The 21,783-nt window shown below is 72.5% G+C and carries 22 protein-coding genes; 17 read left to right on the top strand and 5 right to left on the bottom strand.

Annotated elements, in window-relative coordinates:
- Positions 1–8: 8 nt before the first annotated feature.
- From ET471_RS07515 to ET471_RS07570, 12 genes are all read left to right on the top strand, one after another.
- On the top strand, positions 9–1,040 hold the full coding sequence (locus ET471_RS07515; RefSeq protein WP_242496469.1) for a LacI family DNA-binding transcriptional regulator: 1,032 nt from the start codon (positions 9–11) through the stop codon (positions 1,038–1,040).
- A 264-nt stretch (positions 1,041–1,304) separates the two neighbouring features.
- Positions 1,305–2,315: a substrate-binding domain-containing protein gene (locus ET471_RS07520; protein ID WP_129187357.1), complete on the top strand. Its 1,011-nt coding sequence runs from the start codon at positions 1,305–1,307 to the stop codon at positions 2,313–2,315.
- A 108-nt stretch (positions 2,316–2,423) separates the two neighbouring features.
- Positions 2,424–3,965 (top strand): sugar ABC transporter ATP-binding protein, encoded by a 1,542-nt coding sequence (locus tag ET471_RS07525; protein ID WP_129187359.1) that lies wholly within the window; start codon positions 2,424–2,426, stop codon positions 3,963–3,965.
- The gene (locus ET471_RS07530; protein ID WP_129187360.1) at positions 3,962–5,065 is read left to right on the top strand and encodes an ABC transporter permease; all 1,104 of its coding nucleotides are present in this window, start codon (positions 3,962–3,964) and stop codon (positions 5,063–5,065) included. Before ET471_RS07525 ends, ET471_RS07530 begins: the two co-directional genes overlap by 4 nt.
- Entirely contained in the window at positions 5,062–6,111 is a 1,050-nt protein-coding gene (locus ET471_RS07535) for an ABC transporter permease subunit (RefSeq protein WP_129187361.1), read from the top strand. The genes ET471_RS07530 and ET471_RS07535 overlap by 4 nt, the downstream gene beginning before the upstream one ends.
- A 192-nt stretch (positions 6,112–6,303) precedes the next feature.
- Positions 6,304–7,908 carry an FGGY-family carbohydrate kinase gene (locus tag ET471_RS07540; protein WP_129190805.1) on the top strand — a complete coding sequence of 535 codons (1,605 nt, stop codon included), beginning with the start codon at positions 6,304–6,306 and terminating at the stop codon, positions 7,906–7,908.
- Positions 7,909–7,926: 18 nt separating this feature from the next.
- On the top strand, positions 7,927–8,598 hold the full coding sequence (locus ET471_RS07545; protein ID WP_129187363.1) for an L-ribulose-5-phosphate 4-epimerase: 672 nt from the start codon (positions 7,927–7,929) through the stop codon (positions 8,596–8,598).
- A gap of 26 nt (positions 8,599–8,624) precedes the next feature.
- Entirely contained in the window at positions 8,625–10,136 is a 1,512-nt protein-coding gene (gene araA, locus ET471_RS07550; RefSeq protein WP_129187365.1) for an L-arabinose isomerase, read from the top strand.
- Positions 10,137–10,161: 25 nt separating this feature from the next.
- Entirely contained in the window at positions 10,162–11,691 is a 1,530-nt protein-coding gene (gene arfA / locus ET471_RS07555) for an arabinosylfuranosidase ArfA (protein ID WP_129187367.1), read from the top strand.
- A 31-nt stretch (positions 11,692–11,722) separates the two neighbouring features.
- The gene (locus ET471_RS07560; RefSeq protein WP_242496470.1) at positions 11,723–12,382 is read left to right on the top strand and encodes a TetR/AcrR family transcriptional regulator; all 660 of its coding nucleotides are present in this window, start codon (positions 11,723–11,725) and stop codon (positions 12,380–12,382) included.
- Positions 12,372–13,109, top strand: a complete 738-nt coding sequence (locus ET471_RS07565) for an ABC transporter ATP-binding protein (RefSeq protein ID WP_129187371.1) — start codon at positions 12,372–12,374, stop codon at positions 13,107–13,109. The genes ET471_RS07560 and ET471_RS07565 overlap by 11 nt, the downstream gene beginning before the upstream one ends.
- The gene (locus tag ET471_RS07570) at positions 13,106–13,828 is read left to right on the top strand and encodes an ABC transporter permease (RefSeq protein WP_129187373.1); all 723 of its coding nucleotides are present in this window, start codon (positions 13,106–13,108) and stop codon (positions 13,826–13,828) included. The genes ET471_RS07565 and ET471_RS07570 overlap by 4 nt, the downstream gene beginning before the upstream one ends.
- Before the next feature lie 80 nt (positions 13,829–13,908).
- On the opposite strand, the gene ET471_RS07575 is transcribed toward ET471_RS07570, so the two are convergent.
- Together ET471_RS07575 and ET471_RS07580 are read right to left on the bottom strand one after the other, a co-directional pair.
- Positions 13,909–14,586, bottom strand: coding sequence for a potassium channel family protein (locus ET471_RS07575; RefSeq protein ID WP_129187375.1), 678 nt, complete (start codon positions 14,584–14,586; stop codon positions 13,909–13,911).
- Between the two features lie 19 nt (positions 14,587–14,605).
- Positions 14,606–15,991 carry a TrkH family potassium uptake protein gene (locus ET471_RS07580; RefSeq protein ID WP_129187377.1) on the bottom strand — a complete coding sequence of 462 codons (1,386 nt, stop codon included), beginning with the start codon at positions 15,989–15,991 and terminating at the stop codon, positions 14,606–14,608.
- Positions 15,992–16,061: 70 nt separating this feature from the next.
- Here ET471_RS07580 and ET471_RS07585 point away from each other — a divergent pair, with 70 nt between their 5' ends.
- A complete protein-coding gene (locus ET471_RS07585) occupies positions 16,062–17,234 on the top strand; it encodes an acetoin utilization protein AcuC (RefSeq protein WP_129187379.1) in 1,173 nt (390 codons plus the stop codon).
- A gap of 9 nt (positions 17,235–17,243) precedes the next feature.
- Here ET471_RS07585 and ET471_RS07590 read toward each other — a convergent pair whose 3' ends face one another.
- Positions 17,244–18,341 carry an LLM class flavin-dependent oxidoreductase gene (locus ET471_RS07590; RefSeq protein ID WP_129190806.1) on the bottom strand — a complete coding sequence of 366 codons (1,098 nt, stop codon included), beginning with the start codon at positions 18,339–18,341 and terminating at the stop codon, positions 17,244–17,246.
- A gap of 246 nt (positions 18,342–18,587) precedes the next feature.
- Between ET471_RS07590 and ET471_RS07595 the strand changes: the two genes are divergently transcribed.
- On the top strand, positions 18,588–18,686 hold the full coding sequence (locus tag ET471_RS07595; RefSeq protein WP_003792170.1) for a 30S ribosomal protein bS22: 99 nt from the start codon (positions 18,588–18,590) through the stop codon (positions 18,684–18,686).
- A gap of 54 nt (positions 18,687–18,740) precedes the next feature.
- On the opposite strand, the gene ET471_RS07600 is transcribed toward ET471_RS07595, so the two are convergent.
- Positions 18,741–19,553: an HAD family hydrolase gene (locus ET471_RS07600; RefSeq protein WP_129187381.1), complete on the bottom strand. Its 813-nt coding sequence runs from the start codon at positions 19,551–19,553 to the stop codon at positions 18,741–18,743.
- A gap of 35 nt (positions 19,554–19,588) precedes the next feature.
- Between ET471_RS07600 and ET471_RS07605 the strand changes: the two genes are divergently transcribed.
- Positions 19,589–19,861: a glutaredoxin family protein gene (locus tag ET471_RS07605; RefSeq protein WP_425356577.1), complete on the top strand. Its 273-nt coding sequence runs from the start codon at positions 19,589–19,591 to the stop codon at positions 19,859–19,861.
- Between the two features lie 34 nt (positions 19,862–19,895).
- The gene (locus tag ET471_RS07610) at positions 19,896–20,546 is read left to right on the top strand and encodes a redox-sensing transcriptional repressor Rex (RefSeq protein WP_129187383.1); all 651 of its coding nucleotides are present in this window, start codon (positions 19,896–19,898) and stop codon (positions 20,544–20,546) included.
- A gap of 98 nt (positions 20,547–20,644) precedes the next feature.
- Here the strand turns inward: ET471_RS07610 and ET471_RS07615 are convergent, their stop codons facing one another.
- The gene (locus ET471_RS07615) at positions 20,645–21,196 is read right to left on the bottom strand and encodes a YceI family protein (RefSeq protein WP_129190808.1); all 552 of its coding nucleotides are present in this window, start codon (positions 21,194–21,196) and stop codon (positions 20,645–20,647) included.
- 120 nt (positions 21,197–21,316) lie between these two features.
- Here ET471_RS07615 and ET471_RS07620 point away from each other — a divergent pair, with 120 nt between their 5' ends.
- The gene (locus ET471_RS07620) at positions 21,317–21,781 is read left to right on the top strand and encodes a MarR family winged helix-turn-helix transcriptional regulator (RefSeq protein ID WP_129187384.1); all 465 of its coding nucleotides are present in this window, start codon (positions 21,317–21,319) and stop codon (positions 21,779–21,781) included.
- The last annotated feature ends 2 nt before the right edge of the window (positions 21,782–21,783 follow it).

Genomic DNA, 21,783 nt, shown 5'->3' on the forward strand with positions numbered 1-21,783 from the left:
GTCGCACCATGACGGCCCGCCGGCGTCGCCCGTCGATGGCGGACGTCGCAGCCCGCGCCGGGGTCTCGCACCAGACGGTCTCGCGAGTCCTCAACGACCACCCGAGCGTCCGCGACGAGACGCGCGCACGCGTCCTGGCCGTGATCAGCGAGCTGGGGTACCGCCGCAACGTCGCCGCCCGAGCCCTGGTGACGGCGCGGTCCAGCACGGTCGGCGTGGTGACGCCGGGGTCGGGGCTGTACGGCCCGGCGAGCACGGTCATCGCCATCGAAGAGGCGGCGCGGGAGCGCGGCTACTTCACGTCGGTCGCCACGCTCTCCAGCTACGACGCCCCGACGATGCGACGAGTCCTCGACCACTTCATGGACCAGGCGGTGGAGGGGATCCTCGTCGTCGCCCCGCAGTCCGCGGTGGCGGAGGCCGTCGACCAGTTCCAGGCGCCCGTCCCGGTGATCCTCGTGGCCGCCCGTGAGCAGGTCGAGGGCGTGTCCACGATCCCGGTCTCGGTGGACCAGCGCCTGGGGGCGAGGCTCGCGGTCAACCATCTGCTGGGGCTCGGGCACCGCACCGTCGAGCACGTCAGCGGTCCGCTCGACTGGTTCGACGCCGTCGAGCGCCTCACCGGGTGGCGTGAGGCGCTGCTGGCGCACGGCGCGCCGGTGCCCGAGCCGATCCCTGCCTCGTGGTCCGCCAGCGACGGGTACACGATCGGGCTGCGCCTGGCGGAGCAGGTGCGCTCCGGCTCCGGGCCTACCGCCGTGTTCGCCGGCAACGACCAGCTCGCGCTGGGCATGCTGCGCGCGTTCTGGGAGCAGGGCGTGGTGGTCCCCCGTGACGTGTCCGTCGTCGGGTTCGACGACGTCGACGGGGCGGCACACTTCATCCCGCCGCTGAGCACCGTGCGCCAGCCTTTCGCGGCGCTCGGCGGCCACGCGCTGGGGCTGTTGCTGACGGCGGTCGACGGCGGCGTCCTGGTGCCGGCGCGCATCGAGCCGGAGCTCGTCCTGCGGGCCAGCACCGGGGTGCCCCGCCCGCGCTGACGACGCCGCTGGGCCCTGCGTCGTGTTACCGCTAACACATCGCGCGCGGACCGTCGGCGTCCGCTCGCTCGTCCGGCGCGGTCCGTGCCTCCGCGCACGCCCCGTGAGCGAGCTTTTCCGGGCCGAGGTTGTTACCGAACGGTGATCCCGAGGTCTCGCCACGCCGTCATGTGATCGCTAACATCGCTGACGGCACAACGGCGTCGAGGCCGTTGTCGGGGTCGGGACGGGCCCCGCTGAACGTCCATGTCTCAAGGAGGAGCAATGGTTACTGGGGGAATGCGCCATGCCGGCATCGCTGCCGTCGCCGCGTTCACGATGGCGGCGCTGGCGGCCTGCGGTGGTGGGAACGGTGACGACGCCGGCGGCTCGGGCGACGCCGGCGGGGACGGCGACCTGACCACCATCGGGTTCGTGGCCGTCGGGCCGGAGGGCGCCTGGCGCAACGCCAACGAGCAGAACGTCCAGGACACGTTCACCAAGGAGGCCGGCTTCGACCTGAAGTACGCGCCGGCCGCCAACCTCGACCAGAAGTCGCAGATCGACGCGTTCACCGCGTTCGTCGACGAGGGCGTGGACCTGATCCTGCTGTCGGCGACCGAGGCCACGGGCTGGGAGGACTCGCTCCAGCGGGCCCAGGAGGCGGAGATCCCCGTGATCCTCGTCGACCGCGGCATCGAGCCGGACGACACCTCGCTCTACGTGACGCGCCTCGCGCCGAACAACGTCGCCGTGGCGGCGAACATCGCCAACTGGCTGGTCGACAACCACCCTGAGGGCGGCGAGTACATCACGATCGAGGGCCCGGCGGGCGTCGGCGTCGTCGACGAGCGCAACCAGGGCTTCGACGAGGTCATCAGCAAGCACCCCGAGTGGGTCAAGGTCGGCGCGCAGACCGCCAACTGGGCCGTCGACGAGGGCAAGTCCGTCACGGAGACGTTCCTGAAGTCGAACCCCGACCTCAAGTTCGTCTTCGCCCAGAACGACGAGATGGGCCTGGGCGCCTCCGAGGCCGTGCTCGAGGCGGGCAAGACCGTCGGTCCCGACGGCGTCCTCATCGCCACGATCGACGGCACGAAGAACGCGATGACGGCGCTGTCGGAGGGTCGCCTCTCCTTCGTCGCCGAGTACAACCCGCTGTTCGGCGACCAGCTCCTGGACGCCGTCAAGAAGGCGCTGGCCGGTGAGGACCAGCCGTCCTCCATCGAGGTCACCTCCACGACCTTCGACTCGCCCGAGGCCGCCAAGGCGGCCCTTCCGGACCGCAAGTACTGAGCCGTCGTCACGGGTTCTGCCCGTGACCACCTGCTCATCGGTGCGGGGCGTGCCCACGGGTGCGCCCCGCACCGACGGAACGACCTGACGGCAAGCGGAGGCACGACCATGGACGAGGCGAGCGAGCCCGTCGTCGAGATGCGGGGCATCTCGATCACCTTCCCCGGCGTCAAGGCGCTGGACGACGTCGACTTCCGGCTGTTCCCCGGTGAGGTGCACACCCTCATGGGCGAGAACGGCGCCGGGAAGTCGACGCTGATCAAGGCGCTCACCGGGGTGTACGCCATCGACTCCGGGACCATCACGGTCTCCGGCGTCGAGACCCGGCTCGGCGGCACGGCGGACGCGCAGCGCGCGGGGATCTCCACCGTCTACCAGGAGGTCAACCTGGTGACGAACCTCAGCATCGGCGAGAACGTGATGCTGGGGCACGAGGTGCGAGGGGTCCTCGGCGTGAGCTGGAAGGCCACGCACGCCGCCGCGGCCGAGGCGCTCGAGAGCATGGGGCTGGGCCACCTCGACACGAGGCAGCCGCTGTCGACGCTGTCGATCGCCATGCAGCAGCTCGTGGCGCTCAGCCGGGCCATGGTGCTCGACTCCAAGGTGCTCGTCCTCGACGAGCCGACGTCGTCGCTGGACGCCAACGAGGTGGAGACCCTGTTCGGGGTCGTCCGCCGGCTGCGCGACCAGGGCGTCGCGATCCTGTTCGTCTCGCACTTCCTCGACCAGGTGTACGCCGTCAGCGACCGCATCACGGTGCTGCGCAACGGCCGGTACATCGGCGAGCACCTCGCCAAGGACCTGCCCCGCAACGAGCTCATCTCGCTCATGATCGGCAAGGAGCTCGGCACCCTCGCGGGCCTGGGCTCGAACCGGCAGAGCCCGGAGCGCGCCGAGGGCGCCGTCCCGCTCCTGGCAGCGCGCGGCGTCGGCAAGCGGGGAGTCATCGCGCCGACCGACGTGGACGTCTACCCCGGCGAGATCGTCGGGTTCGCGGGCCTGCTCGGCTCGGGTCGGACGGAGCTCGCGCGCCTGCTCTACGGGGCCGACAAGGCGGACACGGGGACGATCGAGGTCAAGGGCGAGCCGGTCTCGCTCGGCTCGCCGATCGCGGGCCTGTCCGCAGGCATCGCCTACTCGACGGAGAACCGGCGCGACGAGGGGATCGTCGGCGACCTCTCGGTCCACGAGAACCTCGTCCTCGCCGTCCAGGCGGGACGCGGCTGGATGCGGCCGCTGCCGGGCAAGGACGCCGACGCGATCGTCGGCACGTACGTCCGGGAGCTGAACGTCCGCCCGGCCGACCCGCACCGCATGGTCAAGAACCTCTCCGGGGGCAACCAGCAGAAGGTGCTCCTGGGCCGCTGGCTGGCCACCCACCCGGAGCTGCTCATCCTGGACGAGCCCACCCGCGGCATCGACATCGGCGCCAAGGCGGAGATCCAGGCAGCCGTCGTCAGGCTGGCCGAGCAAGGGACGGCGGTCATCTTCATCTCCTCGGAGCTCGAGGAGGTGGTGCGTCTGTGCGACCGCATCGTCGTGCTCAAGGACCGCGAGAAGATCGCCGAGCTCGTCGCCGGGCCCGACGTCACCGTCGAGTCCATCGTCGAGACGATCGCCACCCACAACGTCGAGGGAGCGGCAGCATGAGCCTGGTCGTCGGGCTGGTCCTGTTCGCCGCGTTCATCGCGGCGGGCGCGGTCTTCAAGCTCTACCGGAACCAGTGGTTCTGGGGCGTGGTGGCCATCATCGTGCTGCTCTGCCTCAACCTCCTCAAGGACCCGGGCTACCTCGCGATCGACTACGTGGACTCCACCGGGCGTCTGGTGGGCAACCTCCTCGACATCGTCCGCTGGGCCGCGCCGACCATGCTCATCGCGACCGGCATGGCTCTCGTCATCGCGACCCGCGGCATCGACCTGTCGGTCGGCTCGTCGATGGTGGCGGGCGGCGCCGCGTCGCTGCAGCTCCTCTCGGCGGCGAACCCGACGTCCGCGGGCGACGCCGCGGTCGCCGTCCTCCTCGCGATCCTCACCGGCGGGGCGATCGGCGCGGTCAACGGCCTGCTCGTCACCTACGTCAAGCTCCAGCCGTTCATCACGACGCTGGTCATGATGATGGCCGGCCGGGGCATCGCCAAGGTGATCACCGACGGCCAGAACACCTCGGCCACCAACGCCCCGTTCAAGTGGCTCGTCAACGGCACCGTGCTGGGGTTCCCGGTGGTGTTCCTCGTCGCGCTCGCCGTCGTCGGGATCGTCGGCCTGTGGGTGCGCCGGTCCGCGTTCGGCCTCGTGGTCGAGGCGATCGGCATCAACCCGAAGGCGGCCTGGATGGCCGGCATCCGCCCCGCCGGGATCCTCCTGACGGTCTACGTCGTCTCGGGCGTGCTGGCGGCGCTCGCCGGCGTCTTCTCCGTCGGCTCGGTGATGGTGGTCGACGTGTCCAAGACGGGCTACCAGGCCGAGCTGGACGCGATCCTCGCGGTGGTCGTGGGCGGGACGTCGCTCGCGGGCGGCAAGTTCTCGATCCGCGGGGCCCTGGTCGGTGCCCTGCTGATCGCCACCCTCGACAAGACCGTCCTCTTCCTCGGCGTCTCCGGCGCCGCGACGCCGGCGTTCAAGGCCGTGGTCATCGTCGTGCTCTGCCTGCTCCAGTCGCAGCGCGTGCGCGGCCTGTTCGCCCGACGGCGTCGGCGCACCGCCGTCGAGACTGCCGCTGAGCCCGTGAAGGGGAGCGTGACGGTATGAGCGTCCAACCCGCATCCGTCGTCGACCGGTCCGCGGCCCGCCTCGGCACCCGCCGCCGGCTCGTGCAGAAGCTGACGACCAACCCGTCGACGCTGCCGACCTTGGCGTCGCTCGTCATCTTCGTCGGCATGCTGGCGTACGGGGAGTCCGCCTACGGCCGGATCGTCCAGTACTCCACGCTCTCGAACCTGTTCATCAACAACGCGCACATCATCATCCTCGCCGCGGGTCTGACGATGGTGATCCTGACCGGCGGGATCGACCTGTCCGTCGGTGCCGTGGTGGCTCTCACGTCGGTCGCGGGCGTCATGTCGGTGAACGCGGGGCTGGACCCGTGGCTCGCCGTCGGGCTCATGGTTCTCATCGGGTCCGCCTTCGGGCTGTTCTCCGGCATCCTGATCCAGTACTTCAACGTCCAGCCGTTCATCGCGACGCTGTCGTCGATGTTCCTGGCCCGCGGGCTCGCCGCGATCCTGTCCACGGACGCCGAGCAGCTCGACCCGGACGCGTCGATCCGGGTGCTGGCCGAGACGATCACGATCGTCGACGGGCCGAAGGTGAACGACCTGGAGACCACGGCCGGAGTCATCATCGCTCTGCTGGTCGTCGCCGGGGTCTTCTTCCTGCTGCACCGCACGCGCCTGGGCCGCACCGCCTACGCCATCGGCGGCTCCGAGCAGTCCGCCCTGCTCATGGGCCTGCCGGTCAACCGGACGAAGCTGTGGCTGTACACCCTGAGCGGCACGCTGGCCGGCCTGGCGTCGGTGGTCTACACCACGCGCATCGGCGTGGGGCAGAACATCATCGGCGAGGGCTGGGAGATGCAGGCGATCGCCGCGGCGGTGATCGGCGGCACCCTGCTGACCGGCGGCGCCGGGTTCGTGCTCGGGTCCGTGGTGGGTGCTCTCGTGCTGGGTCTGATGAACGTGCTCATCACGCGCGACGGCACCATCCCGCCGGCGTGGACGACGATCATCACCGGCGGGGTCCTGCTCGTCTTCGTGCTCATCCAGCGCGCCGTGACCGCGGTCCGGCGCCGCACCTGAGCCGTCCCGGCCCGGCGCGACCCGCGGGGTCGTGCCGGGCCCGTGCGCTCCGGCCGAGCGGCCGCACGATGCCGCGGCGACGTGCCGCGCCCCAGGAAGGGTGCAAGCGACGATGGCGACGACGGTCAGTTCCGGTCAGGACGCCCGAAGGATCGTGTCAGACGGTCGTGTGAACGCTAACATTCCGGAGTGATCACCGTTCAGAGCGCCGCCGCCGCCGTCGTCGCCGGCCACACGACCCTGGGTGTCGAGCTCGGCTCGACGAACATCAAAGCCTGCCTCGTCGGACCGGGTGCGGCGACGCTCGCCGTGGGCTCCCACACGTGGGAGAACCAGTTCGTCGACCGGGTGTGGACCTACTCGCTCGACGCCGTCCGCGAGGGCCTGGCCGGTGCGTTCGCCGCCCTCGGCGCCGACGTCCGGCAGCGCTACGGGGTGCCGCTGACGACGGTGGGCGCGCTGGGCGTCTCGGCGATGATGCACGGCTACCTGGCCTTCGACGCCGACGACCGGCTGCTGGTCCCGTTCCGCACGTGGCGCAACACCTCGACGGGACCGGCCGCCGCCGAGCTGACCGCGGCCCTCGGGTTCAACGTGCCCCTGCGCTGGTCGGCCGCCCACCTCTACCAGGCGGTGCTCGACGGCGAGGAGCACGTCGGGCAGATCGCCCATCTGACGACGCTCGCCGGGTACGTGCACTGGCTGCTGACGGGGGAGCGCGTGCTCGGCGTCGGCGACGCCTCCGGCATGTTCCCGATCGACCCGGCCACGGGCTCCTACGACGGCGCCATGCTCGCCACGTTCGACGGCCTCGCCGCCGGTCACGGCTTCGCCACCCCGCTGCGCGCGCTGCTGCCCGACGTGCTGCCCGCCGGCGCGACGGCGGGGCACCTGACCCCCGCGGGCGCCGCGCTGCTCGACCCCACCGGCACGCTCGCCGCCGGCGTCCCGCTCTGCCCGCCGGAGGGCGACGCCGGCACCGGCATGGTCGCCACGAACGCCGTCGCGCCCCGCACCGGGAACGTCTCGGCCGGGACGAGCATCTTCGCGATGGTCGTGCTCGAGCGGGCGCTCGCGCAGGTGCACGAGGAGATCGACGTCGTCACCACGCCCGCGGGCGACCCCGTCGCGATGGTGCACTGCAACAACGGCTCGTCCGAGCTCGGCGCGTGGGCCGGGGTGTTCGGCGAGTTCGCCACGGCGATCGGCTCCGACGTCGGCGACGACGCCGTCTTCGCCGCGCTGCTCGCCGCAGCGCTGGAGGGCGAGCCGGACGGCGGCGGCGTGCTCGCCTACAACTACCTGTCAGGCGAGACGATCACCGGCCTCGACGAGGGCCGGCCGCTGGTCGTCCGCACCCCGGGCTCGCGCCTGACGCTCGCGAACTTCGCGCGCACGCAGGTCTACTCGATCTTCGGCACGCTGGCGCTCGGCATGCGGACGCTCGCCGCCGAGGGGGTGGCGGTCGACTCGCTGCTCGCGCACGGCGGCCTGTTCCGCACGCAGGGTGTGGCGCAGAGCCTGCTGGCGGCCGCGGTGAGGGCGCCGGTCGCCGTCGCGTCGACCGCGGGCGAGGGCGGCTCCTGGGGCATCGCCGTCCTGGCGGCCTACACGGCGGCCGTCGCCGCGGGGGAGACCCGCCCCCTCGCCGCGTGGCTCGACGAGCAGGTGTTCGCCGACGCGCAGACCGTGGTGGCCCAGCCCGACCCGCGCGACGTCGCGGGCCTCGAGGCCTACCTCGAGACGTACTCGGCCGGACTGGCCATCCAGCGCGCCGCCGTCGGCGCCATCCACTGAACCTCGGAGGACCCGAAGATGAGCGTTCCCACGTCGATGCGGGCTGCGGTCGACGCGGCCAAGGCGCGTGTCGCCGCCCTGCACGCCGAGCTGCCCCGCTGGGAGCTCGTCGTGTGGACCGCGGGCAACGTCTCCGAGAGGGTCGGTGACTACCTCGTCATCAAGCCGTCGGGCGTGAGGTACGACGACCTCGACGCCGACGCCATGGTCGTGTGCGACCTCGACGGGAACCTCGTCGAGGGGGCGCGCTCGCCGTCGTCGGACACCGCCGCGCACGCCTACGTGTACCGGCACATGGACCACGTCGGCGGCGTCGTGCACACGCACTCGACGTACGCGGCCGCCTGGGCGGCCCGCGGCGAGGAGATCCCCTGCGTGCTGACGATGATGGCCGACGAGTTCGGCGGGCCCGTCCCTGTCGGGCCGTTCGCGATCATCGGCGACGACTCGATCGGCCGCGGCATCGTCGAGACCCTCGACGGTCACCGCAGCCCCGCGGTGCTCATGCAGAACCACGGGCCGTTCACCGTGGGACGCGACGCGAGGTCCGCGGTGAAGGCCGCCGTGCTGCTGGAGGAGGTCGCCCGCGCGGTGCACGTCGCGAAGCAGGGCGGCGACCTGATCCCCATCCCGCAGGACGCGATCGACTCGCTCTACCACCGCTACCAGAACGTCTACGGCCAGCACTGACGCTGCCCGCACCCAAGGAGACAGAAGTGACGAAGCCTTACGCCGACCGCGAGATCTGGTTCTTCACCGGCTCGCAGGACCTCTACGGCCCCGAGACGCTGGAGCAGGTCGCCGCGCAGTCGCAGGAGGTGGCCGCCGCCCTGGACGCCGCCGCCGACGTGCCCGCGACGATCGTGTGGAAGCCGGTCCTCAAGGACTCGGCGTCGATCCGCCGCGCGATGCTGGACGCCAACGCGGACGACCGCGTGCTCGGCGTCGTCACGTGGATGCACACCTTCAGCCCCGCGAAGATGTGGATCGCGGGCCTCGACGCGCTGCGCAAGCCGCTGCTGCACCTGCACACGCAGGCCAACGTCGCGCTGCCCTGGGACACCATCGACTTCGACTTCATGAACCTCAACCAGGCCGCGCACGGCGACCGCGAGTACGCGTACCTGGCCGCGCGCCTGGGGGTCTCCCGGACGACGGTCGTCGGTCACGTGTCGAACCCCGCCGTGCAGCGCCGCGTCGGCACCTGGGTGCGCGGCGCGGCCGGGTGGGCCGCCACCCACGAGCTCACGCTCGTCCGCTTCGGTGACAACATGCGCAACGTCGCGGTCACCGAGGGCGACAAGACCGAGGCCGAGCTGCGCTTCGGCGTCTCGGTCAACACGTGGGGCGTCAACGACCTGGTCGCTGCTGTCGACGAGGTCGCCGACGACGCCGTGGACGCGCTCGTGGCGGAGTACGAGGAGCTGTACGACGTCGTGCCCGAGCTGCGGGCGGGCGGCGAGCGGCACGAGTCGCTGCGCTACGCGGCCCGCCAGGAGATCGCCCTGGAGTCCTTCCTTACGCGCGTGGGCGCGAAGGCCTTCACCACCAACTTCGAGGACCTCGGCGACCTGCGCCAGCTCCCCGGCCTGGCCGTCCAGCGCCTCATGGGCAAGGGCTACGGCTTCGGCGCCGAGGGCGACTGGAAGACGGCCGTGCTGGTCCGCGCGGCCAAGGTCATGGGCGAGGGCCTGCCCGGCGGCGCCTCCCTCATGGAGGACTACACCTACGACCTGACCCCGGGTGAGGAGCTGATCCTCGGCGCGCACATGCTCGAGATCTGCCCGTCGCTGACGACGACGAAGCCGCGCGTCGAGATCCACCCGCTCGGCATCGGCGGCAAGGAGGACCCGGTCCGCATGGTGTTCAACGCCGACGCCGTCTCGGGTGCCGTCGTCGTCTCCCTCGCGGACATGCGCGACCGCTTCCGGCTCACCGCGAACGTCGTCGACGTCGTCACGCCCCCGGCCGACCTGCCGCACCTGCCCGTGGCTCGCGCGGTGTGGAAGCCGCGACCGTCGTTCGAGGTGTCGGCCGAGGCATGGCTGACCGCGGGCGGCGCCCACCACACCGTGATGTCGACGGCGGCGGGCGTCGAGGCGTTCGAGGTCTTCGCCGAGATCGCGCGCGTCGAGCTGCTCGTCATCGACGAGGACACCACGCGCCGCGGGTTCAAGGACCAGGTCAACTGGAACAAGGCGTACTACCGGCTCGCCCAGGGTCTCTGACCCGCCCGACCCCCGAGGAGACCCCATGCTGCACGCCACCGTCACCGTCGACCCCGCCTTCGTCGTCGGCCCCGTCCGCCCGCGCACCTTCGGCTCGTTCGTGGAGCACCTCGGCCGCTGCGTCTACACGGGCATCCACGACCCCGCCCACCCGACCGCCGACGCCGACGGGTTCCGCGGCGACGTCGTCGACCTGGTGCGCGAGCTCGGCGTGACCACGGTGCGCTACCCGGGCGGCAACTTCGTCTCCGCCTACCGGTGGGAGGACGGCATCGGCCCGGTCGCGGACCGGCCCCGCCGCCTCGACCTCGCATGGCACTCGACCGAGCCCAACTGGGTGGGCCTCGACGAGTTCCTGCGCTGGGCCGAGAAGACCGGCGTCGAGCCGATGATGGCGGTCAACCTCGGCACCCGCGGGGTGCAGGAGGCCCTCGACCTGCTCGAGTACTGCAACGTGCCCGGCGGCACCCACTTCTCCGACCTGCGCCGCGCCAACGGCCGCGAGGAGCCGTACCGCATCAAGCTCTGGTGCCTGGGCAACGAGATGGACGGCCCCTGGCAGACCGGGCACAAGACGGCCCACGAGTACGGCCGCCTCGCCGCGGAGACCGCGCGCGCGATGCGCCAGGTCGACCCGACCATCGAGCTCGTCGCCTGCGGGTCGTCGGGCCGTGGCATGGCGACGTTCGGGGCGTGGGAGAACACCGTGCTCACCGAGGCCTACGACCAGGTCGACCTTGTCTCCGCGCACGCCTACTACTGGCCCGTCGACGGCGACACGGCCTCGTTCCTGGCGTCGGCCGTCGACATGGACCGCTTCATCGACGACGTCGTTGCCACCGCCGACGCCGTCCGGGCTGCCGGCAAGCACGACAAGCGCATCGCCGTCTCGTTCGACGAGTGGAACGTCTGGTACATGGGCACCGGCGGCGAGGACTCCGAGGCCACCGCACCGAAGGCCGTGGACGACGAGTGGCCCGTGGCGCCCCGCCTCCTCGAGGACGTCTACGACGTCGCCGACGCCGTCGTCGTCGGCAACCTGCTCATCTCGCTGCTGCGGCACACCGACCGCGTCCACGCCGCGTCGCAGGCCCAGCTCGTCAACGTCATCGCCCCGATCATGACCGAGCCCGGCGGCCGGGCGTGGAAGCAGACGATCTTCCACCCGTTCGCCCTGACGGCCCGGCACGCCGCCGGCTCGGTCCTCCGCGTCGCCGTCGACGCGCCGGCGACGACGACGACGAAGTACGGCGATGTGCCGCTCGTCGACGCGACCGTGACGCACGACGCCGCCACGGGCGAGGTCGTCGTCTTCGCCGTCAACCGCTCGCTCGACGAGCCGCTCGCGCTCGACGTCGCGCTGCGCGGGTTCGCCGGGCTGCGCGTCGTCGAGGCCGTCACGCTGTCGAACCCGGACCACACGTGGTCGGCGACGGCCGACGACGCGACGTCGGTGCTGCCGCGCACGAACGACTCCGCGGCGGTGGCGGACGGCCGGGCGACGGCCACGCTGCCGCCCGTGAGCTGGACGATGCTGCGCCTCGGGAAGGCCTGAACGCGGGGGCCCGCCGCGGTTGAATGGCCTGGTGACAGACGAGTCCGTGGCACGGCGTGGGCGGCGGCCCGCGGGGCACGACACCCGCGGCGAGATCGTCCTGGCCGCGCGCGCCGAGTTCCTCGCGCAGGGGTACGACGCCGCCTCGATCCGCGGGGTGGCGCGGCGGGCGGGCGTCGACCCGGGCACGGTGCGGCACTGGTTCGGGGACAAGTCGCGGCTGTTCGCCGCGGCGATCGGCCTGTCCGACGTCGACCCGGGCGCTGTCGCCCGCGCGGCCGTGGACGGCCCGCTCGACGGCATCGGGGCGCGGCTCGTCCGGCACGTCCTGGAGGTCTGGGACGCCGACGACGGCGGGGCGGGCATCCGCATGGCCCTCCCGGTGGCGCTCGCGGACCCGGCGCGGAGGGCGCTGCTGCCGCAGTTCCTGGGCGCGGAGGTGCTAGGCCCGCTCGCCGCGCGGCTCGACCCGGGCAGCGCGCGGCTGCGGGCCTCCCTGGCGGCGACGCAGATGGTGGGCGTCCTTCTCGCGCGGTACGTCGTCGGCGTCGAGCCGATCGCGTCGCTGCCGGCCGCCCGGGTGGCCGAGCTCGTGGGGCCGACGCTCGAGCGGTACCTCGTGGGCAGCCTCGACGGCGTGCCTCTTGCCGTGGTGCCGGGGCAGGAGCAGAATTCCTCGCATGGCGAATAACTCGGCCGCGGTCCGGGTCCGCGGCCTCCGCGTCGTCCGCGGCGGCACGACCATCCTCGAGGGCCTCGACCTCGACGTCCCCGCCGGGCAGGTGGTCGGCCTGCTCGGGCCGTCGGGCTCCGGCAAGACGACGCTCATGCGCGCGGTCGTCGGCGTCCAGGCCAACGTGACCGGCGAGCTCACCGTGCTCGGCATGCCTGCGGGCGACGCCGCGCTGCGCCACCGCGTCGGCTACGTGACCCAGGCGGCGTCGGTCTACACCGACCTGTCGGTCGTCGAGAACCTGCGGCACTTCGCGGTGCTCGCCGGGCTGCGCGGGGCCGCGGCGACCGCCGCCGTCGCCCAGGCCGTCGACGCCGTCGACCTCGGCGGGCACGAGAAGCAGCAGGTCCTCTCCCTCAGCGGTGGCGAGCGCTCGCGCGTCTCGCTCGCCGCGGCCCTCGTGGGCGACCCCGAGCTGCTCGTGCTCGACGAACCCACGGTGGGCCTCGACCCCGTGCTGCGGCGCGACCTGTGGGCGATGTTCCACCGCCTCGCCGGGCAGGGCCGGACGCTGCTCGTCTCCAGCCACGTCATGGACGAGGCCACGCGCTGCGACCGGCTGCTGCTCCTGCGGCAGGGCGTGCTCGTGGCCGACACGACCCCGGCCGCGCTGCTCGCGGAGACCGGCGCGCCCGACGCCGAGCAGGCCTTCCTCGCCCTCATCGACAAGGCGGCCGCGCGATGAGCCTCACCCTCGCCACCGCCGGCCGCGTGCTGTCCCAGCTGCGGCACGACCGCCGCACCATCGCGCTCATCATCCTGCTGCCGTGCCTCATCGTCGGCCTCGTGGCCTGGATGTTCGACGGCACCCCGGTGCTCGACCAGTTCGGGCCCGTGCTCGTCGGGTTCTTCCCCCTGTTCGTGATGTTCCTCGTCACGAGCGTGACGATGCAGCGTGAGCGGTCCAGCGGCACCCTCGAGCGCCTCATGACCACACCGCTCGGCAAGGGCGACCTCGTCGCCGGGTACGCGATCGCGTTCGGGGCGCTCGCGACCGTGCAGGCCGTCGTCGTCGTCGGCTTCGCGCTGCTCGTCGGGATGGACGTGGCCGGCCCGCTGGGGCTGGTGCTGCTCGTCGCGCTGCTCGACGCGGTGCTGGGGTGCACGCTGGGCCTGGCGGCGTCGGCCGTGGCCCGCACGGAGTTCCAGGCCGTGCAGATGATGCCCGCGGTGATCATCCCGCAGCTCATCACGTGCGGGATCCTCATGCCCCGCGACGAGATGCCGCATGTGCTGGAGTGGATCAGCCGCGTCCTGCCGCTGACGTACGCGGTCGAGTCGCTCCAGCAGCTCGCGGCGGGCGCGGGCTGGGCGGACGTGCGCGGCGCGATCGGCGTGATCGCGGTGTGGATCGTGGCCGCGGTAGCACTAGGCGTCCTGACGCTGCGCCGCCGCACGGAGTAGGGGACCCAGTCTGATCGTCGGTTGGGGTTCTGATCGTCGGAAGCGACCGACGATCAGACCCCGAACCGACGATCAGTCGCTCACGGCCTTGCCGCGAAGCGTTCCAGGACCTCCTCCTGGCCGCTGCACACGATGATGTCCGACGCCGCCACGCGCGTCTCCGGGGTCGCGTAGACGAACTCCCGGCCCGGGGACTTCACGCCGATGACGGTCACGCCGTAGCGGCGCCGCACGTCCGACTGCGCGAGGGTGAAGCCCTGCATCTCCTTGGGCGGGCGCATCTTGACGATCGTGAAGTCGTCCTCGACCTGGATGTAGTCGAGCATCTTGCCGCTGACCAGGTGCGCGACGCGCGCCCCGGCGTCGGACTCCGGGAAGACGACGTGGTGCGCGCCGATGCGCTGCAGGATCCGCCCGTGCTCGGACGTCACGGCCTTGGCCCAGATCTGCGGCGTGCCCAGGTCGACGAGGTTGGCCGTCACCAGCACCGAGGCCTCCAGCGACGATCCGATGCCGACGACGGCGACGCCGAAGTCGCGCGCGCCGATCTGGTCGAGCGCCTCCGGGTTGGTGACGTCGGCCTGCACGAGCGGCAGGCGGCCCGACCACTGGGCCACGCGCGTCTCGTCCCGCTCGACGGCGAGCACGTCCTGGCCCAGCCGGTCGAGCGTCGTCGCGATGGCCGAGCCGAAGCGGCCGAGCCCGATGACGAGCACGCCCGCGTCGCGCTCGGGCTCCTTCTTGGTCCTGTCCGGCACAACCTCTCCTTCCGGGTGACTAACCGATGATGGGGCGTTCCTCGGGGAACCGGACGATCCGACGCCGGTCGCGCAGCGCGAGCGCCGCGGCGAACGTCATCGTGCCCGTGCGCCCCACGAACATGAGCGCGCACAGCAGGTACTTGCCGGCGTCGGGCAGGCCGGGCGTGATGCCCGTGGACAGGCCGCACGTCGCGAACGCCGAGATGACCTCGAACAGCACGCGGTCGAGCGGCAGGCCCGAGACCTGCATGAGGCCCAGCGTCGCGACGAGCACCGCCGTCGCGCCGAGGAACACCACGGCGATCGCGACGCGCAGCGTGTCCGGCGGGATGCGGCGGCCGAACGCCTCGATGTCGCGGTCGCCGCGGGCCTCGGCGCGGATGGCGAGCAGCATGACGGCGAGCGTCGTCACCTTGATGCCGCCACCGGTCGACGCGGAGCCGCCGCCCACGAACATGAGCGCGTCCGTGATGACCCACGTGCCCTCGTGCATGGCCCCGACGTCGACGGCGGCGAACCCCGCCGAGCGCGGCATGACGCCCGCGAAGAGCGAGGCCAGCACCTTCTCGTGCGTGGCCAGCGGCCCGAACGTCGCCGGGTTGCGCCACTCCATGGCCGCCATGAGCAGCCATCCGAGCACCACGAGCGCGAGCGACGTGACGATCGTCAGCTTGGTGTGCAGCGACCAGCGCGCCCAGTGCCGGTGCCGGCGACGCTGGGTGTTCATGACGTTGAGCACCACGGGGAAGCCGAGCGCGCCGACGAACACGCCGAGGATGATCGGCAGGTCGAGCAGCCAGTCGCCGACGTGCGGCGTCAGGCCCTCCGGCGTCGGGACGAACCCGGCGTTGTTGAACGACGAGATGCCGTAGAAGAGCGAGTGCCAGACGGCGGTGCCGAGGCCCTCGTGCAGCACGAGGAACCGCGGCAGGAGCATCACCGCCACGACGAGCTCGAGCGACGTCGTCGTCACGATGACCACGCGCACGAGCGAGCCGACCTCGCCCAGGCGGTCCGTCTTGGTCTCCGACGCCGTGAGCATGCGCTGCGTCAGCCCGATGCGGCGCGACACCGCGAGGCCCAGGATCGACGCGAGCGTCATGACGCCGAAGCCGCCCACCTTGATGGCGAGCATGATCACGACCAGTCCCCACGTGGACCAGTACGTCCCGGTGTCGACGACGGTCAGGCCCGTCACGCAGACCGCGGAGACGGCGGTGAACAGCGCGTCGACGAACGGCGCGGCCCGCCCGGACGCGGTGGCCCACGGCGCCGCGAGCAGCACGGTGAAGACGGCGCAGACCCCGAGGAACACCGCGACGGCCAGGCGGGCGGGGGAGCGGCGCGCGACACGGTCGACGAGCTCGCGCAGCCCGAGCAGGCTGCCCTGCGCTGCGGCCATGCGTGCCTCCTCACCTCGTCGTCCGGGACGCTCGGCCAACTCTGGCACAACGTCAGATACCGTGACGGGCATGCCTCTCGCCCGTCTCGTCTGGAGCCCAGCGCTGCTGCGCTACGACTTCGGACCAGGGCACCCGATGTCGCCCGCCCGGCTGGACCTGACGATGCGCCTGGCCGACGAGCTCGGGCTGCTCACGTCCCGCGACCTCGAGGTCGTCTCCGTGCCGCCCGCCCCCGACGTCGTGCTGGAGACCGTGCACGACGCCGACTACGTCGCCGCCGTCCGCGCGGCGGCCGCGGGCACGCCCGCCCCGGAGCGCGGCCTGGGCACGGAGGACGACCCGGTGTTCCCCGGCATGCACGACGCCGCGGCCCGGCTCGTGGCCGGCTCCGTCGACGTCGCCGACGCCGTCTGGGACGGCCGCGTGCTGCACGGCCTCAACATCGCCGGCGGCATGCACCACGCGCACCGGGGCGTCGCCTCGGGCTTCTGCATCTACAACGACGCCGCCGCCGCGATCCGCCGCCTGCTCGACGCCGGGGCGGAGCGCGTCGCCTACGTGGACCTCGACGCGCACCACGGCGACGGCGTCGAGGCCGAGTTCTGGGACGACCCGCGCGTGCTGACGGTCTCGGTCCACCAGGACGGCTCGACGCTCTTCCCGGGCACGGGCCGCGCGTCCGACGTCGGGGGGCCGGGCGCCGAGGGGTTCGCCGCGAACGTCCCGCTGCCCCCGCGCACGACGTCGGCGGGCTGGCTGCGGGCGTTCGACGCCGTCGTGCCCGCGCTGCTGCGCGAGTTCCGGCCGCAGGTGATCGTGTCCCAGCACGGGGCCGACGCGCACGCGCGCGACCCGCTGAGCGACCTGCGCGTGGGGGTCGACGCGCTGCGGCAGGCCGCCCGCGTGCTGCACGACCTCGCGCACGAGCTGGCCGACGGCCGGTGGGTGGCGCTCGGCGGGGGCGGGTACGCCGTGGTCGACGTCGTGCCGCTCGTGTGGTCGTCGCTGCTCGCGGAGGCGCTGCACGCGCCGCTGGACCTCGCCCAGCCGCTGCCGCCCGCGTGGCGCGAGCACGTCGCGCAGGTCTCGGGGCTCTCCGCGGCCCGCTACCTGGGCATCGAGACTGCCGACTGGCGCCGCTGGGCGACGGGCTACGACCCCGCGGACGACGTCGACCGCGCCGTGCTCGCGGCGCGGAAGGCCGTGTTCCCGCTGTGGGGCCTGGACCCGTACCACGACTGAGGCGCGGCCTCAGCCCCGCAGCAGCGGCAGGAGCTGGCGGCCCTGCCGCCGGATCTCCTCGAGGTACGGGGTGTCGGACAGCACGAAGTGCGTCACCCCGAGGTCCTGGTACCGCCGCAGCGACGCGGCCACGTCCTGAGGGGACCCGACGAGCCATGTCGTCGCCGCGCCCTCGCCGCCGAACCGGCCGGGCGTCGTGTAGAGGTTGCCGTCGAGCACCTCGCCGCGGGCCGCGAGGTCCAGCAGGCGCTGCTGCCCGACGGCGGCCGGCCGGTGCCCGGCGCTCGGCTGGGCGCCGGCGGCCGCCGCCATCTGGGCCACCTTCGCCTCGGCCGCGTCCCAGGCCTCCTCGGTGGTGTCCCGGACCACCGTGGTGACGCGCAGCCCGAACTCGAGCGGGTCGTGCTCGCGGCCCAGCTCCAGCGCGAGCGCCCGCAGCCGCGCGATGCGCTCCGCGACGTCGTCGAGCGGCTCGCCCCAGAAGAGCTGCACGTCGGCCTCGGTGGCCGCGACCCGCTGGGCGGCGTCGGACGCCCCGCCGAAGTACAGCCGCGGGTGGCGCCGCCCTGCGACGTCGGCGGGCCGGATGCCGAGCCGGGAGCCCCGCACGGAGAAGTGCTCCCCCTCGTAGGTGACCTCGTCCTGCGTCCACAGCCGGCGGACGATCTGGAGGAACTCCCTGGTGCGCGCGTAGCGGTGCGCCGGGTCGCCCTCGGCGTCGCCGTACGCGGCGAGGTCGTCCTGCCCCGAGACGATGTTGACGTCGACGCGCCCGCCCGTGAGGTGGTCCAGCGTCGCGGCCGACGCCGCGAGGTGCGCCGGCCGCCAGTAGCCCGGGCGCACCGCGATCAGCGGGCGGAACGTCGTCGTCCGGGCGGCGAGCGCCGTCGCCACCGTGAAGGTGTCCGGGCGGCCCCAGCTCGTGCCGAGCAGGGCCCCGTCCCAGCCGTCGTCCTCGAGGGCACGGGCGTGCTCGGTGAGGTGGTCGAGGCCGTTGTGCTCCGCGACGGCGGGCTCGCCCCGGTGGCCCGGGTGGGTCTGGTTCGGGATGTACCAGAGCAGGGTGCTGTCGGGCAGGGTGTCGTCGGGCAGGGTGTCGTCCGGCATGGTGCTCACCGGCGGGAGCGGTGTCGGGGGGCCCTGGGCATGCCGCGACCGTACGGCTTGTTGAGCGTGATGCTCGACAATGCCGAGCGGTGCTCACGATGCGAGACGTGCCGCCGCGACGACGTCCTCGACGCCGCCGTTTCGACGCACGCGCGGCGTCGGGTATCCTGGGGGACGGACTTTTCTCGTGTTGGTCGGTGGACCAACCGGCTGTTCCACCGACCAACTCGCACTCGGGAGGGCCACATGGGCTCCGTCATCAAGAAGCGCCGCAAGCGTATGGCGAAGAAGAAGCACCGCAAGCTGCTTCGCAAGACGCGCCACCAGCGTCGTAACAAGAAGTGACGTACCGAGGCCCGGCTCCCCGAGGGAGGCCGGGCCTCGTGCTTTGCGGGGCGGCTACCGCTCCAGGCGCTTGCGCAGCTGGCGCCGCACGGCCCGGACCACGAGCCCGAACACCCACGCCGCGCCCGCCCACGACGCCGTCCGGACGCTGCGCCCGGCCACGCGGTGGCCCCGGCCGCGGAACTCTCGGATGGGCCAGCCGACGTCGCGTGCGTGACGGCGCAGGCGCCGGTCCGGGTTGATCGGGCAGGGGTGCCCGACGGCGGCCATCATCGGCAGGTCGTTGAGCGAGTCGCCGTACGCGTAGGACGCCTCGAGGTCGAGGTCCTCCCGCTCGGCCAGCCGGCGCACCGAGTCGGCCTTGACGGCGCCGTGCATGAGGTCGCCCAGCAGGCGTCCCGTGTAGTACCCGTCCTTGTGCTCCGCGACCGTCCCCAGACAGCCCGTGGCGCCCACGCGCAGCGCGATGAGGCGGCCGATCTCCACGGGCGTGGCCGTGACGAGCCACACCTGGTCGCCCGCGGCGAGGTGCTGGTCGATGAGCTTCTTGGTGCCGGGGAAGATGCGCAGCTCGAGGACGGTGTCGTAGACCTCTTCGCCGACGGCGGTGATCTCGGCGACGGAGCGGCCCGCGATCAGGCTCAGCGCGCGCGAGCGCACCTGGTCGATCTGGTCCTTGGACTCCCCGAACAGCAGGTAGCGCGCCTGGATGATCCCGAACCGCACGAGGTCGGCCGTGCCGAAGAACTTGCGCTGGTAGAGCGCCCTGGCCAGGTGGTACGCGCTGGCGCCGCGGATGACGGTGTTGTCGACGTCGAAGAACGCGGCCGCCTGCCGGCGCGGCGTGACCCCTGGAGCGTCGGACATGCCGCCCACCTTATCCGCGCGCGTACGCTGTGGCTGTGGACAGGCCGCCGACGCTCACCGCCCGGGTGGTCCTGTTCACCCGCGCGGGCTGTCACCTGTGCGACGACGCACGCGCCGTCGTGGCCCGGGTGTGCGAGGCGGCCGGTGAGACGTGGTGTGAGGTCGACGTCGACGCCGGGCCTGATTCCGCTACCCTGCGTGACCGGTACGGCGACTACGTGCCCGTCGTCGAGGTCGACGGCGTCCAGCAGGGGTTCTGGCAGGTCGACGGCGACCGGCTGGCGCGGCGGCTCGCGGGGCGCCGATGACGACGCACGGGCCCGCGGCGGACAGGAGGATGCGGTGATCGAGACCGGCGAGGCAGCGGTGCCGGCGGCGACGGTGGCGCGCCTGCCGCACTATCTGCGCGCGTTGCGCGATCTCCAGGCGTCGGGCGTGAGCACGACGTCGTCGACGGAGCTCGCGGAGGCGTCGGGCGTCGGCTCGGCGCAGCTGCGCAAGGACCTGTCGTACCTGGGCTCGTTCGGCACGCGCGGCGTCGGGTACGACGTCGGCTCGCTGTGCTCCGTCATCGCGGGCGCCCTGGGCCTGGAGACGACGCACCGGCTCGCGATCATCGGCATCGGCAACCTGGGCCAGGCCCTGGCGAACTACTCCGGGTACACCAAGCGCGGCTTCGAGGTCGTGGCGCTGCTCGACGTGTCCCCGGCCGTCGTGGGCTCGCGCCCGTCCGGCGGGCTGGCCGTGGAGCCGCTGGACGCGCTGGAGGCGGTGCTCGAGCGGGAGTCCGTGACGATGGTGGTCATCGCGACGCCCGGCCCGGCCGCGCAATCGGTCGCCGAGCGCGTCGTCGCGGCCGGCGTGCACGAGATCCTGTCCTTCGCGCCCGTGGCGCTCCAGCTGCCCGACACCGCCGTCGTGCGGTCGGTGGACGTGGCGGGCGAGCTGCAGATCCTGGCGTTCCACGCGGCGGCCCGCGCGGCGACGCACTGACGCCGAACGCCGAACCCCCCGTTTCACCGTCGTACTTTCTTGCGTTCTGAACGGCAGAACGCAAGAAAGTACGACGGTGAAACGGGGGGTCGCGGGTGTCAGGCCTGCTTGATCGTCGAGACGTCGAGGGCGATCTTGACCTTGTCGCCCACCAGGAAGCCGCCGGTCTCCAGCGCGGCGTTCCAGGTCAGGCCGTAGTCGGCGCGCGAGATCTCGAGCTCGGACTCGAAGCCGGCGCGCGCGTTGCCGAACGGGTCGGTGGCGGTGCCGGTGAACTCGGTGGGGAGCTCGACCTGGCGGGTCACGCCGTTGATGGTCAGGTCGCCCACGACCAGGATCTCGTTGCCCGCGACCTTGACGGTCGTCGACGCGAAGGACCACTCCGGCTTCGTGGCGGCGTCCCAGAAGTCGGCCGACTTGAGGTGGTTGTCGCGGTTGGCGTCGCCCGTGCTGACCGAGGCGGGGTCGAGGACGGCGGTCACCGACGAGGCCTCGAGGTCGTCACCGACCGTGATGGCGCCCGACGTGATCGCGATGGTGCCGCGGACCTTGGCGATGCCCGCGTGGCGGACCTGGAACGAGGCGGTCGAGTGCGCGGCGTCGATGACGTAGGTGCCGGCGGTGAGGTCGGTGGGGAGCGGCGTGGCCATGGTGGTTCTCCTGGTCTGGTCGGTCAGCGTGTCGATCGGCATGATCGGGCCAGGCACAGTTGAATCCTCAACTACCAGCCTGGTTGAACGTGTAACCATCCGGTTCGGTAGCGTATTCCCATGACAGAGCCTCGCTGGCTCAGCGACGACCAGCAACGATGGTGGCGCGCCTACCTCGAGGGGACCGCGCGGTTCGTGGACGCGCTCGACCGCGCCCACGACGACGGCGTCCCCCTCAGCCTCGGCGAGTACCACCTCATGGTCCAGCTGTCCGAGGCGCCGGGCCGCACCCTGCGCATGTCGGAGCTCGCCGACTGCCTCGCGCTGTCCCGCTCCCGCCTCACCCACACCGTCGACCGGATGGAGCGGCGCGGCCTCGTGCGGCGCGAGCCCGTGCCCGGCGACCGGCGCGGCGTCAACTGCGTGATGACCGACGCCGGGTGGGACCTGCTCGTCGCCTCGGCACCCCACCACGTCGAGGCGGTGCGCCGGTACATGGTGGACGTGCTCACGCCCGAGGAGTTCGAGGTGCTCGGGCGGGCGATGGCCAAGGTGGCCCGGGAGGCCAGGCGCGCCCTCGGCTGAGG

The organism is Xylanimonas protaetiae (genome assembly GCF_004135385.1).
Lineage (GTDB): Bacteria > Actinomycetota > Actinomycetes > Actinomycetales > Cellulomonadaceae > Xylanimonas > Xylanimonas protaetiae.